Origin of the sequence: Arcanobacterium phocae, from assembly GCF_018913465.1 — a bacterium.
Taxonomy (GTDB): domain Bacteria; phylum Actinomycetota; class Actinomycetes; order Actinomycetales; family Actinomycetaceae; genus Arcanobacterium; species Arcanobacterium phocae_A.
Window position 1 is genome coordinate 294,857 of the sequence record NZ_JABAPM010000003.1, and the last position, 13,689, is coordinate 308,545.

Here is a 13,689-nt window from a genome sequence, read left to right on the forward strand (position 1 = left end):
TTGACAAAATAATCGCGTAATACCGCATCTATTATTGGAGCCTCCGAGGATAAGCGACGCAAAAAGCTAAGTGAAAGTTCGGGGGCATAAATAAAAATGCCTAGTCGGAATCTATTCTAGCTGTGGAATGCTTCCCCGCTTGCTGACTTCACTGCGCCACATCGTGACACGGTTGACGAGATCATCGTTGAGGACGATCCTCGTTAATCAACGAATCCATGCCGGCGGGCGAGGGCGTCTAGCTCGAATCCATCTTTGCCACGGATAACTGGAACGCCATCCTCTTCGGCATCTTTATCGTCGCGGTCTTTGCGGTAGGCTTCGGGAGACCCGTGGGATAGCACATGCTCGACGGGGTTGAGCTCACGCAATGCTATTCCGCGTACCCGTGATGGGTGTTCGCGAGCGAGTTCGTCATAGATGTGTGGATCGTTTTGTCCGTCGTCGCCAACTAAGAACCACTCAATATTGGGGAACATAATCAGCAGGTTACGAAGCTGGCTTTTCTTGTGTTCTTGGCCGGAACGGAACAGGCCGGTGGGGGTGGGACCCCAGTCGGTCAGGAGCATGGGACCGATTGGCAGGTCGTTGAGTTGGATGAAGTTCAAGAATGTGGAATACGTGTTCCAGGCTCCGGTAGATAGATAGAATACTGGTGCTTCTGGGGCGTCAGCAAGGAGTGTCTGATAGAACGTGCTCATGCCTGGCACAGCTTGGCGGGTATTGGTGTGTTTGACGAAAGAGTTCCAGGCGGCCAACATGGCTCGTGGTAGCCAAGTGACGACGATGGTGTCATCAATATCAGAAATCAGCCCGAGTTTGGCTTGCGGCTCGACGACCATTATTGGAGCGTTGACGGGTTCGCCGGCGGCTGGAATGATGAGTGCTTCGTGCCAGCCGGGTTGGAGCCCATGATTTTCGACGACGATATCCAAGTACCCACTACGATCTGTCCGAGTGCGGATCGTTTGGTCACCAATGATGACCGTAACAGGTAAGAAGCCCACTTGAGTGGTGAAGAATTGACGCCAGCCGCGTTCGGCTTCGGCGGCTTTCTCTTGGGCTAGGACGGCAATTTCTTGTACCACGTTACCGGCATATTTATGTGTCAAATTTGGTAAGAACGGCAACGTAAAAGGTTTTTTCTCCGCCTGTGGATCAGCCATAACTGCGCGAGCAAGCACGCGAACTGCACTGGTTGAGCCGTATCCGCTATAGCCAATGATTTGTGGAAGCCAACCGGCATGGCGACGCTTGACGATGCCACGGCGGTTAACCGTGTCTTCGATTGTCCGTGCAATATGTGCCAAGCCCATAGGGATAGTCTACCGAAAGTCGGCGCTCAGGTACGTGGTGTAGCGGGTGCGTTTGGGGTCTGGGAGGTACGGGAACTGACTACACCGGCAACAACAACCCATAAAGTAGCCGCGATGAGCAAGGCACTGAGCGGCGAATTTGGCGTGTTGAGCAGGTAGCCTAACTGCAATCCGCAAATAGTTCCGATTGCGCCGAAGCTATAGGACCAGCTCATGATGCGAGCGAATTGGCTTCCGCGGAAGAATACTTGGCGGTGAGTTTCCAGGATAATCACCCGGGCTTTATTGAAGAGCACGTTGCAGAAAATAAATCCGATAGCGGTATAGAACGTGGCGTTATTGCTGGCAATGAGGACGACGGCGATCACAATGTTGAGGGTCGAAAGCCCGGCGGTTGCTTGTAAGGCGCGTTTAGTTGGGACGGCTTTGGAGATGCGTCGTCCAACGAGTGGGCCAACGGTTGCTGCACTACCGAAGGCAATCAGCACCCACCCCATGGCTATCTGTGCCGGGCGCTCGCTCAAATTCGCTGCCCACAAGAATACGAGTGAGCCGGTCAATGCCCCGATGACCTGTAAGACGAAGGAAAGTAGTGGAGAAGCTGGGCCGGAGCGGAAAAGATCAAAGAAGAACTGACGTATCGGTAGGCGCGTACCGGTGACGGAGAATTCGTCGTCGTCGGCATCAATTAACGCAGGCATCGCGTAGGTGTGCCGGGCCCACATCCGGAAACTGGCTCCGGCAAGCGACAAAACTGCGTTGGCAACGAACAGAACCTGTACGGACAGAACAGAGATCCAAGCGCCGGCCGGGCTGGCAACAACCAGACCGATAAAGCCGAGCCAAGCATACAAGGCGGCGTTGAACGATAGCGCGTGTTCTTCGGATTGTTGAGCGAAGGCCGCGCCGTAAAACTCTTCAGCAATATCGGATACTGGGGCGAGGAAAAGGTCGATCGCAATATACCCAACGAGCAACCACATCTGCGGTATGCCGGTGAACATCAGTGCAATAACTGCAATAACTGACAGTATGGTCTCAACGAAGTCAATGGTAATAAGCGTCGTATCGGGCGAATATTTCTTGAGGATATGTGCATATAACGGGAAAGCAAAAACACAGAGCTGTTCGGCAGACGAAATCAGCACGAATGTGCCCACACTGACCTGTCCGGCAGCAGTAAGCGCGTTCCAGCCACCTTCGATGAGACGATTACCTAAAACTGTGAGGATCAGGCCAACTACCATGACTCGGCGGACTCGGCGCAACAGTTGGAAAGACATGTTACCTCGCGGGTGGATAGGCTAATCGAAATTAAACGGTTTACTCTCCTTGGGCAAAAACCGTCGATTCATAAGTATACAGATCCCCGCGGTAGGTGTGGATTCCCCATTCGATAATGTCACCGTGATCGTCAAATGCGGTGCGGTTGATCGTCAATACTGGCTGGCGGGTGGGGATAGTGAGGAGTTTTGCGTGCCGGCGGGACGGCTTTTCCGCGGTGACTGCTTGGGTGGTGGAAGCGATAATTGTTCCCGATTCGCGCAGTAATTCATACATTCCGCGCTGTTCCAGATCGCCATAGCTGGGTGCAAGGTCGGCACGAATCCAGTTATAAAGCACCGCGATCGGCTCTCCGTCACGATACCGTAACCGTTCCAGTTCGAGAATAGGCGTACCTGTGACGCAATCAAGACGCTGCGCCATCCGCGCAGTTGCCGGAACAACGTTATAGGTCAAAATATGGGTTGACGGATGCTGGCCTTGCCGGCGTAGCTCCTCATTAAGAGAAGAAAGTTTGAGAAGCCGGTGGCGAGGCTTGGGCGCCACAATAGTGCCCTTGCCTCGCCGCCGGATCAGCAGTCCTTGCTCCACCAACGTTTGCATGGCACGCCGGGTGGTTGGTCGGGAGACCTTGAGCCGATGTGCCATCGAAATCTCGTTCTCGATTACCGTGCCGGCTGTCAATTCGCCGGCAATAATGGCACGCTCGATCGGCTGCGATATTTGCACATGGAGTGGAATATCTGAGGTCCGATTGAGTTCGATCCGAGGTGCGTATGGGTGGAGCATAATGATTGGTTAGGATTCTAGCGCAGCAGCAACAACGGCCTTGGCTTCGTTTTGAACCCGAGCCAAGTGTTCGTCACCGTGGAAAGATTCGGCGTAGATCTTGTAGACATCCTCAGTACCCGATGGGCGAGCTGCAAACCACGCGTTCTCCGTGGTCACTTTCAGTCCGCCAATCTTCGCACCGTTACCCGGTGCTTCAACCAGCCGGGACGTGATCGTTTCGCCAGCAAGCTCGGTAGCAGTCACGTCAGCTGGGGCAAGAGCTGCCAGCTTCGCCTTTTGTGCTTTCGTTGCGGCCGCATCGATTCGGGCATACGACGACGCACCAAACTCCGCCACCAGCTCACGATGCAACTGCGATGGGCTCTTACCCGTCACTGCAGTGATCTCGGCCGCCAACAGATCCATGATCAGACCATCTTTATCTGTGGTCCACACGGTTCCGTCCTTACGCAGGAAGGAAGCGCCCGCGGATTCTTCACCGCCGAAACCGATCTCTCCCGAAATCAAACCTGGCACGAACCATTTGAAACCAACCGGAACTTCGACGAGCTTGCGTCCAATATTGCCCACAACCCGATCGATTAACGACGACGATACGAGCGTCTTACCTACGCCAGCACCTGACGGCCACTGTGGGCGATGCGTGAACAAATAGCTGATGGCAACAGCCAAATAATGGTTCGGGTTCATCAGCCCAGCATCCGGGGTGACAATACCATGACGATCCGAATCAGCATCGTTACCGGTAGCAATATCGAACGGTGAGCGACCGGCGTCGTCCGCCTTCATCCGGTTCAACAACGAAGCCATCGCATACGGAGACGAACAATCCATCCGGATCTTGCCGTCCCAATCGAGAGTCATAAAACGCCACGTTGGATCCACGGTGGGGTTCACAACGGTGATGTCTAGGCCGTAACGTTCGCCGATCGCCCCCCAGTATTCGGCCGATGCGCCACCCATCGGGTCGGCACCGATACGCACGCCAGCTTCGCGAATCACATCAAGATCAATAATGGACTGCAAATCGTCAACGTAAGCAGAGAGGTAATCATGGCCACGGGTAGTTTCAGCTGCCATGGCTACTTCATAGCTGACGCGTGGAACATTGCGCCAGCCCTGACGCAGAATCTCATTCGCGCGTGCTGCAATCGCCGCGGTAGCATCCGAGCCAGCCGGACCACCATGTGGCGGATTGTATTTGAACCCACCATCGCGTGGCGGATTATGCGACGGGGTGACGACGATCCCGTCAGCCAAACCAGGACCAGACGTCCGTACCCCATCAAGCGTATTGGCGCCGTTCGCCGTCAAAATAGCCAACGAAACTGCCGGAGTTGGGGTCCACGAATGACGAGCATCAACCCGCACCTCAACATTGTTAGCTGCCAAAACTTCGAGCGCAGTACGCTCTGCTGGTTCGGAAAGTGCGTGCGTGTCACGGCCAATATAGAGTGGGCCGTCAATACCGTGAGCACGACGGTATTCCACGATTGCTTGAGTGGTTGCTACGATGTGGGCTTCGTTGAAGGCCCCATCGAAAGCAGAACCACGGTGGCCTGATGTGCCAAACACAACCTGCTGGGCTGGGTTTGCTGGATCGGGTTCAATGTCATAGTAGGCGCTGATGAGAGCATCGACGTCGATAAGGTCAGATTGCTGAGCCAGAGTTCCTGCGCGTTCGTTCATGACTCTAGTCTACTAAATGTAATTGCGTTTGGTGGCAATGCGTAACGCAATCCATCCCAGTGGCACGCGACCCCAGAACGTAAACAATCGATACAAAACCGCGGTAGACAATGCAACCGAATACGGGATGCCGGCCAAAACCAAACCACCGGTGAGCGCGGCTTCAACCGGTCCGATACCGCCCGGTGACGGTACGAGCGAGCCAACCGAATTGGAGATGAGATAGGTGACTGCTAACGTCACCAACGGTAACTGGTAGCCGAACGCGCCTAACGCGAAACCAAAACACGCCACGAAGGCTACGGTCATGATGACTGAGCCTAAGAATCCGAACGCTAGCCGGCGCGGATGAGTACCCAACCACACTAGGCGAGGCCAAATCTGTTCTACGGTCGGCTGAATTTTCGCAAGAATCCAGGCGCGCAACGGGCGAATCAAGAACACTGCTGCAATTGCTACAACAGCCAGCCCAATACTCATCATCACCGAACTAGACGGCATTGAGAGGGCACCGAGTTCGCCAGTAATCAGCGTCAACGCAATCAGCGATATCACCGTGGTAATAAACTGAGCCAACTGCACAACCGTGACTGTTGCAACCGCGGGAGCCGTTCCTACATTCTTCTTTTGCAAGAACCGCAGATTCAGCGCGGCCGGACCAATGCCAGCCGGGGCAACGAGAGTGACGAGGGAAGCCGCCACCTGCACTAAAATGGATTGACCCAGTGGCACATGTTCTTGTGTATAAGCCTTGAGCGTTATAGCTGCCCCCAGATATGTCAACAATCCAGTGAGGAAGGACAAGATCATCCACATCGGGTTCGCAGCCCGAATCGCTTGCGACAATTCAGTAAAGTTCACCGATGCGGCGAGCAGGTAGATAGCAACAACACCAATAGATACCGTGATAATAGTTTTCGGTGAAAAACGCTTGATCTCCACCGGTTCCATCGCACTTGCGTCCGGCAACCGATCTTCTAGTTCTTGCCGAATCTGTTGGAAATCCTTAGCTTTTGGAAAATCCTCCCGGGTGCGTGACGGCATAATTGTCTTTTGAAGCAGTGGCACGAGTGCCATGATTCGCTCGTATCGTACCGAGCGCGTCAAGGACTCCACCGCCCGATCGATTCCCACAATTCCGGCGAGCATCGCTAAGCCTTGAGCCAAATCCACAAGACGAACAGTTTCAGATGCCAGCAATGAGCCATCTTGCCAGTTGGCGATGTATAAGCCGTCGTCGTCGACACGCACACAACCAGCGTGGAGATCACCATGCGACATGCCGCGAACGTGTGCTTTTTGGAGGTTATCCCACAAGGAGTCAATCACGTCGTCAGAAATAGTGCGACCATCGACGTCGTCCAACAACACTGATTGCGGAACTTGATAGATCAAGCATACTGACGAATCCCCATGGGAACCGCCCACAAATAGCTTATGGGAAATACCGGCCTTCTCTACCGCGAGCTGCATCAACACATGCTGTTGGGCGGCGTCGCCTAATGTGCGAGCTCCCTCGCGATAGGTGATCTTCAGTCGGAACTGACGCCATAAGTCCGCTAATGCGCTAACAATGAGCCGGTCCTCATCGAGAACATGTACCTGGTAGGTGGCACCATCGGCATCAGTGACCACATACATTCGGGACACTGAAGCTGGTCGGAATGCTGGGAACGCAGCGCGGACATGGGCAGCCATCGCCGGACCATTCATTTCCGGGGCAGCCACCATAGTGGCGGAACGCTCAAGTTTTTGTGCTGTTTCAGGATCAGGATAATCAGTGACAGCGCCGGATGTACTCCACATCGATGTGATGCGCTGGATAGTTCCGGTGTCTTCGTAACCGATTGCCCCATGTGAAGAAACCGACCAGGCGACAACATCGTCGCTCACTTCGATATCGTGGCGAATGATTTTTACCGGATCGATACCCGCGCGGCGCACTAAATCAACAAACTCTGCTCCGGTGATCCGTCGGGGCAATGCGCCGATAACAAATCGAGATAGCAGCGCTATACCAACCCCAAGAAGCGCCGTTGCTACCGCGCTTGGCAAGGTTTGTTTACCTTGTAAAACCAGTAACAGGGCAACGAAAATTGTTAAAATCCAGCCCCAGCGTACTAAGCGATTCCCACGGAAACCTCCGGCGATCGTCAGTAAGGCTGCGATCACAGCAAGGTAAGGGGTGGGATCGGTAAACATAAGAAGTGGCGATGTAAATGAGGCTGGAGTGGTCTTGAGAAAGTGATCCACGATGATGTGTGAAAGCTCAGTAAGCCCCACGGTTGCGATACTTGCCACGAGTGCAGTAACTGCAGTACGCCAACGACGGCGCACAAGCATATCAATAAGCAACGCCAGCGGAATAAAGAACGAAACAAGACCTTCAAGAATATTGATTGGGATAAAGAAAATCTGTTCCAGCAAACTCGACGTAGCAGCCCGCACGTCGCTTGTTACGCCCAGCACGGTTAGGCGCCCATACATAGATAAAATAACAACCCCGGCGATTGCCAAGAACGCGACCAGAGCGCCCACCAAATCAGCTGGTTGACGCATCCAGCGTTGCGGTGCGTCAACCAGAAGCACCTTGCGTGCGGGATCACGAACTCGGTCAGAAGATGGGGGCGTTGCTGTTTTCACCCTTCAATCCTAACGTGTATCGGCAACCTCGTGTTTGTCAGCGGGCTATTGAGCGTTGCGTAACCGTAACGAGTTTGCCACAACAATCACTGACGAACTTGCCATGGCGATTGCCGCCAGCCCGGGAGCAATCACGCCGCACATGGCCAGTGGAATCGCGATCAGGTTATAGCCAAAGGCCCATGCTAAGTTTTCCTTGATAATGCGAAGCGTTTTCTGACCAATCCGCAACATAGTAGGAATGACGCCAATACGTGATTGCACGATCGTGACATCGGCGCTTGCTTGGGCGACATCTGTGCCGGATCCCATTGCGATGGAGAGATCTGCGGCAGCCAACGCGGCCGTATCATTTATTCCATCGCCAACCATCGCGACTTTTTGTCCGGCCTGCTGGAGTTGATGAACAATGGCGAGCTTATCGGCCGGCAACACATTGGCATGAACCTGGGATATGCCGAGCTCATCGGCGACGGCGTGCGCGCTGGCCTCATTGTCGCCAGTTATCATGATCGGCTCGATCCCTTGGTCACGAAGCCATGTCAAAGTCTCGCGTGCCTCAGGGCGGATCGTGTCAGATAGCAGTGCATATCCGTAAAACTCGGTTGTGCTACCACAAGCAACTAGCGTTCCGGATGCGGGTAGTCCTGGCAATGGAACATTGTTTTGGCTGAGCCACGTTAGGCTGCCGGCATACACCGTGGTGTCATTCCAGCGTGCGCTCAAGCCGCGGCCGGCTTCCTCGTGAACGTCGCTGACTGTGGCGAATGGATGACCATGTTCCTGAGCAGCCCGCACAATTGCGCGTGCTAACGGGTGATGAGAATGTGATTCGATACCGGCAAGAATCGAAAGAACATCGACGTCGCTTGTCTGCACCGCTTCAACGAGCGCCAAATCTCCAGTGGTGAGCGTACCGGTTTTATCTAACGCGATTGCGTCAAGCGAGTGGGCATTTTCGAGTGCTTCGGGACCAGAAATCAACACTCCGTGTTGCGATAGCCGTCCGGAACCCACCAATAATGCAGTCGGAGTAGCTAGCCCAAGCGCACACGGGCACGCAACAACTAACACCGTAATTGCGGAAGCGAGTGCGATGTCGATTGGGTTACCGATCACGGTAAGTCGCACAATGAACGTAGCCAATGCAATCAAGATAACTCCCGGCACAAAAACACTGGCGATCCGATCAGCCAACCGCTGCAATGGAGCTTTTTCCACCTGGGCTTGCTCAAGTAGTCGGCCCATCTGAGCCAACGTGGTATCCGCGCCGATTCGAGTAGCGCGAATCCGCAACGAACCATTCGTTACCAGTGTTGCTCCAATAACGGAATCGCCGTCGGCCACATCAATCGGCGTTGATTCGCCGGTAATAAGTGACGCATCAACTGCGCTGGAACCAGCAACAACAACGCCGTCGGTAGGAATCTTTTGACCAGCGTGAACCACAAAAATATCGCCAACCGCCAGATCGGCAGCCGGGATAGTTTGGTCCGTAACCGTGCCGTCACTGCGTTCCACCACATGTGCCGAAGGTGCCCCGGTGGAAAGAAGCAACCGCAACGCATCGCCAGCGCGCCGTCGGGAACGCGATTCCAGCCACCGTCCCAACAGTAAGAACGTGACGATCATAGCGGCCGACTCGATATAGATATGGGTGTGCCCATGCGATTCGAGATTGAGCAACCCGCTCATGGACATCGTGTATCCCAGATGCCCGGCGCCACCAAATATCAGCGCCCACAGCGACCAGCCCATCGAGGCTAGAACACCTAACGATACGAGCGTGTTCATTGTGGATGTGCCGTGGCGCGCCGCAACAAACGCAGAGCGGTGGAACGGCCACCCTGCCCAGAAAGCCACCGGACTACCTAAAGCAGTCACTAGCCACTGCCAGCCAGCAAACTGCCACGCCGGGACCATCGATAGGGCAATAATAGGAACACTCAAGATTGCGGACACGATAAACCGACGCCGTAAATCATCACTGCGCGCCTGTGAATCTGACGTATCGGGAGTCTCGTCCTCGATCACGCTTGCCCCATAGCCGGCCTTTTCAACCACTGCAATGAGGTCCGCGTCCGTGAGCTGCGGCGGAAACTCAACATGCGCCCGTTCAGTAGCCAGATTAACGACGGCGGTAACCCCGTCAACCTTGTTGAGCTTTTTCTCCACCCGAGCTGAACACGACGCACACGTCATGCCCGTAATCTTGAGATCAATGTTCACTTTGTTTCGATGCTTTCCACCGTGTAGTTGCCAGCTTCTGCAATAGCAGCCCGAACGTCGTCGTCGGACACCGGATTTTGCGAATCGAAGGTAACAACGGAAACTTCGCTTGGATGGAGGTCTACGTTGATGTTGGCGACGCCGGCGAGTTCGGACAACTCCTCGGTGACGTGCGCAGCGCAGTGCCCGCAGGTTAAACCAGAAACGTGAAGAGTTGTAGTAGACATAGGAAGTCCTTTCATTTTTAATTAAATTGCCCCGCTACCAATCATGACACAAGTAGCGGGGCAAGAAAAGAGTGGTTTTATTCGTTCTCTGAAGCTGAGGAAATATTGGCGGTCAGATCAGTAGCGGCAGTTTCACGTTGTGACGCGCCAGGGCCAAATGCGCTGGTCGGAGCAGTAGGTGACAGAACCTTAGCGCTGAGCCATTCCGGCACTTCCTTGCCGCTGCGCTTGACGATCTCGAGTTCCTTGATCCACTCGGATTCTGGGACCTGATCAGCATATGGAGGCAGAGCTTTAGCGTTGAGCGAAACGGTTCCTTGTCCTTCTTTTACCGCGTGCAAGACAATAGTGAAGAACGGGCCTTCGCCAGCGGCAATCCGCAACTTCTTCAGCTGCCGCAGATAGTGCAAAATGGCGGTCGGGATGACTTTCAGGCGTGCCCCTTGGTCTTCGCTAAGCTTTGCATTGGCTTCGTAAATGACTTGGTCACCAACGATCTGAACCTGTAATGACACTTCGGTCCACGATGGCGGAGTTGTTTGGCCGAGCAGGTTAAATGTCTCCTGCACGATTGTATTTTGATCGGTGGCATCAAATGGGTCATTACGAATAGCAGTCGCTGCCGGACGATCGGTAACATCCCAAGAAACCGGGGTAGCTTCCTGCTGATTTTTGTTTTCTAAGTCTTCTGGTAATGCCAAGGCGTTATAGGTAGCACCGGCCCACCGCTGAAAATTGACGGTCGAACAGTAAGGCGCATCAGGCAACATAGAAACGATATGGAACTTGATCTCATCCTCACCGGTTGCAACCGCTCGCATCACACGAACCGGAATACCAGAAAGCTGGGCGAGTGCCAGCTGAGTGAACACATGAAGGGAATCATCGTATGCGATCCGCTTGGCCCACAGTTGGCTTTCGAGCTGTTCGAAACCATCTTCGGCTTCTGGCTGGAATGGAGCCACCATGGTGAGAGCTACTGGCTTGCCGTCAACTACTTCCACATCGCAAGGAATGTCTCCCCAGTCTCGCTTCACGAGCGCACCCGCATAAGGTGACGGGACACCAGCAGCAAATGTGCCAGTTTCGGTATTTTCCCAACCGAAAGCAATTCCGTGATAGACCCCGCGCAATTCTGGTTCAGATTCGCCAGGGGTGAAGCGCCAGAGTCGTGTGCCTATCGTGAGCCGGCACGGATCTAGTAGTAGAAGATCGGTGTGAACTCCGCCGCCTTGCGCAATGCCGGAACCATCGTAGGGAGCAAAATCAATCACGCCACCGCGAAATGCTTGTGGATGGAGTGGACCAACAGCGTGCCGAGCATGGGTGAAAGCATCGGCTGGGATATGAAGAACATCAAGGGGAGCGTCATCTCTAAACGGAGAATCTGGGTAACGCAACTGCAACAAATCGAGGAGTGCACTCACCTCAGTCACGTCAGCAACATCGGCTGCATCAACAGCGAAACCGGCAACCAGATCATAGCCATACTTGAGAAATGATTCGGCCTGGCTGTCTGAAACAGCCACTAAATATGTTGTGGTCACGTTTACCCCTTTGTTGGAATTCTTCTTCTAAGAATACCGGGAAGGGTAACAAATCGGTAAATCGGCAGAGAAAAACAGGGAGCTATCGCTGATTCCGTTTGCGAGCCTGCAGGCGCATAATCATCCACACGATTACTGCTATAACGACGAGCCCAGCAACGATCTTCGATGCTAGCCCGACGTATTGCTCCACTAATGCCCAATTCTCGCCAAGCATAAAACCAGCACCGATGAGCGCCGTGTTCCAAATCAGCGAGCCGACCGTTGTGAGCGCAATGAACAGTGGAATATTCATTTTGATGACGCCCGCTGGAAGCGAAATAAGTGACCGGAAGATAGGTAACATTCTGCCGAAGAAAACAGCAGGACGCTCATATTTTTCGAAAAACGCTTCGGTCTTATCGACGTCGGACTCTTTCGTTAACGGCAACCAAAGCAGAAATGCCCGCGAGCGTTCGCGACCAAAAAGATAGGCGATGCCGTAGAGAATAAGCGCTCCGACGACGGAACCGATTGTGGACCATACTAGTGCGCTGCCAAATGTCAGCGAGCCCCCCTGAGATGCAGTAAAACCAGCTAACGGGAGAACAACCTCGGAGGGGATCGGTGGGAAAATATTTTCGATGGCGATAATCAAGGCAACACCAAGGCCACCCAGCTTGTCCATTAAGTCCACCGTCCAGGCGGCGATTCCGGTTAAGTCTTGAGAATCGCCAGCTTGAGCGATTAATGCGAGAGTCAACATGGGTTCTAGTATGGCATCAGTGCTTGCCAGGAATGAGAACATCAAGAGCTGTGTTCACCACGGAAATGATGATGCCGCCCACGAGTGCCCACGCGAAACTATCAATGATGATTCCTACTCCGAGTTGTCCCGAAATCCAGCTTGTGAGCATCAACATTGCGCCATTGACGACGACGAAGAACAATCCGAGCGTCAAAATATATATCGGCAGGGAGAAGAACTTAACGATCGGGCGCACGAATGAATTGACGATGGCCAAGATTGCGCCGGAAATAATCAGGGCAATAATTGATTGTACTTGGGGGTCAAGATTGGATAGTTGCGCAATTGTGGGCTGGCGCAAGGCAAAGCCACTGAGCAGTATGGTAACTATCCACAACGCCACAGCGTTGCATAAGATTCTCATAAGAAATTTCATACAGACAGCTTATCAGGTCACTATGACACAAGAAGCGTTGCCATAACCGCAGCTGAAGCAACTATTTCACCAATTCCGAGCATCTTTGCACTTATCCAGCCGTGACGAGCACCCCACCACGGAACTAGATAGGCGCGGATAGTCAACATGATCCAGATAGCTACATGCCAAGGAGATAGGTGAACGTCGTCGATAAACCAGGTTGCGATCGTAGCCAGCGCACACCAGACTAGGTGCCATCCGACTGACGCGGCTAGCCAATTTTGATGACCACGTTGGCGAATATTTGTTTTCACGTAGAAAACTGTGCCTAAAAAGTAGCCAAAAACTAATGCAGTGTGGAGCCAGACCTGATTCCACGAATCAGTGGGACCGTCGAGGGAACCGAGCTGATAGGCAACTGGAAGGAGCAGTGACGCTGCTATAACCGTCACCGTATCGTTGAGCATTGACCTATCGGCACGAATCGCCGATTGCCAAAACGTCACTGCGATAAGTGGGAGAAAAATCGGTATCCAGATCAGCAATGCTGGTTTGAGGAGCGCTAAAGCAAGGCCAAGAATTGCACAGATACCACTGTAAGTAAGGACAGGTGGTAGATAGCGTGGTTTTCGCCGGCTACGGAGCCACAAGCCAATAGCGAAGAAATCAAAATATCCCACCCACCATAGGGTCAGTAAAATGATGTGCTGCCAGACGAAACCGCCGGCAATAATACCGAGTATTGGCGGGATAAGGATCATTGCCCAGGCCCCGTGATAATTTGGGATCCAGCGGGCTTTACGCTGTGGTGCCATTA

11 protein-coding genes are annotated in these 13,689 nt (G+C 53.5%); all 11 read right to left on the reverse strand.

What is annotated here, in order from left to right; all coding sequences use genetic code 11:
* Positions 1 to 203: 203 nt before the first annotated feature.
* Positions 204 to 1,316 (reverse strand): App1 family protein phosphatidate phosphatase, encoded by a 1,113-nt coding sequence (locus KSO86_RS05655; RefSeq protein WP_216378672.1) that lies wholly within the window; start codon positions 1,314 to 1,316, stop codon positions 204 to 206.
* Positions 1,317 to 1,342: 26 nt separating this feature from the next.
* Complete coding sequence (locus tag KSO86_RS05660; RefSeq protein ID WP_216378673.1) at positions 1,343 to 2,599, reverse strand: MFS transporter; 1,257 nt, start codon at positions 2,597 to 2,599, stop codon at positions 1,343 to 1,345.
* A 40-nt stretch (positions 2,600 to 2,639) separates the two neighbouring features.
* Positions 2,640 to 3,389: a GntR family transcriptional regulator gene (locus KSO86_RS05665; protein ID WP_216378674.1), complete on the reverse strand. Its 750-nt coding sequence runs from the start codon at positions 3,387 to 3,389 to the stop codon at positions 2,640 to 2,642.
* Positions 3,390 to 3,398: 9 nt separating this feature from the next.
* Positions 3,399 to 5,081, reverse strand: a complete 1,683-nt coding sequence (pgm, locus tag KSO86_RS05670; protein WP_216431901.1) for a phosphoglucomutase (alpha-D-glucose-1,6-bisphosphate-dependent) — start codon at positions 5,079 to 5,081, stop codon at positions 3,399 to 3,401.
* A 12-nt stretch (positions 5,082 to 5,093) separates the two neighbouring features.
* Entirely contained in the window at positions 5,094 to 7,724 is a 2,631-nt protein-coding gene (locus KSO86_RS08685) for a lysylphosphatidylglycerol synthase transmembrane domain-containing protein (RefSeq protein ID WP_216378676.1), read from the reverse strand.
* Positions 7,725 to 7,769: 45 nt separating this feature from the next.
* Entirely contained in the window at positions 7,770 to 9,953 is a 2,184-nt protein-coding gene (locus KSO86_RS05680; RefSeq protein WP_366493376.1) for a heavy metal translocating P-type ATPase, read from the reverse strand.
* Entirely contained in the window at positions 9,950 to 10,180 is a 231-nt protein-coding gene (locus KSO86_RS05685) for a heavy-metal-associated domain-containing protein (RefSeq protein WP_216378677.1), read from the reverse strand. Before KSO86_RS05685 ends, KSO86_RS05680 begins: the two co-directional genes overlap by 4 nt.
* 77 nt (positions 10,181 to 10,257) lie before the next feature.
* Positions 10,258 to 11,727 (reverse strand): hypothetical protein, encoded by a 1,470-nt coding sequence (locus KSO86_RS05690; RefSeq protein ID WP_216378678.1) that lies wholly within the window; start codon positions 11,725 to 11,727, stop codon positions 10,258 to 10,260.
* 82 nt (positions 11,728 to 11,809) lie between these two features.
* Positions 11,810 to 12,472, reverse strand: coding sequence for a DedA family protein (locus KSO86_RS05695; protein WP_216378679.1), 663 nt, complete (start codon positions 12,470 to 12,472; stop codon positions 11,810 to 11,812).
* 16 nt (positions 12,473 to 12,488) lie between these two features.
* The gene (locus tag KSO86_RS05700; protein WP_216378681.1) at positions 12,489 to 12,890 is read right to left on the reverse strand and encodes a phage holin family protein; all 402 of its coding nucleotides are present in this window, start codon (positions 12,888 to 12,890) and stop codon (positions 12,489 to 12,491) included.
* Between the two features lie 20 nt (positions 12,891 to 12,910).
* Positions 12,911 to 13,687 carry a YwiC-like family protein gene (locus KSO86_RS05705; RefSeq protein WP_216378683.1) on the reverse strand — a complete coding sequence of 259 codons (777 nt, stop codon included), beginning with the start codon at positions 13,685 to 13,687 and terminating at the stop codon, positions 12,911 to 12,913.
* Positions 13,688 to 13,689: the final 2 nt, after the last annotated feature.

Excerpts from the sequence above, each read along its gene's own strand:
- pgm (WP_216431901.1), bottom strand. The coding sequence starts at position 5,081 with ATGAACGAACGCGCAGGAACTCTGGCTCAGCAATCTGACCTTATCGAC.
- KSO86_RS05700 (WP_216378681.1), bottom strand. The coding sequence starts at position 12,890 with ATGAAATTTCTTATGAGAATCTTATGCAACGCTGTGGCGTTGTGGATA.
- KSO86_RS05660 (WP_216378673.1), bottom strand. The coding sequence starts at position 2,599 with ATGTCTTTCCAACTGTTGCGCCGAGTCCGCCGAGTCATGGTAGTTGGC.
- KSO86_RS05665 (WP_216378674.1), bottom strand. The coding sequence starts at position 3,389 with ATGCTCCACCCATACGCACCTCGGATCGAACTCAATCGGACCTCAGAT.
- KSO86_RS05685 (WP_216378677.1), bottom strand. The coding sequence starts at position 10,180 with ATGTCTACTACAACTCTTCACGTTTCTGGTTTAACCTGCGGGCACTGC.
- KSO86_RS05705 (WP_216378683.1), bottom strand. The coding sequence starts at position 13,687 with ATGGCACCACAGCGTAAAGCCCGCTGGATCCCAAATTATCACGGGGCC.
- KSO86_RS05695 (WP_216378679.1), bottom strand. The coding sequence starts at position 12,472 with ATGTTGACTCTCGCATTAATCGCTCAAGCTGGCGATTCTCAAGACTTA.
- KSO86_RS05655 (WP_216378672.1), bottom strand. The coding sequence starts at position 1,316 with ATGGGCTTGGCACATATTGCACGGACAATCGAAGACACGGTTAACCGC.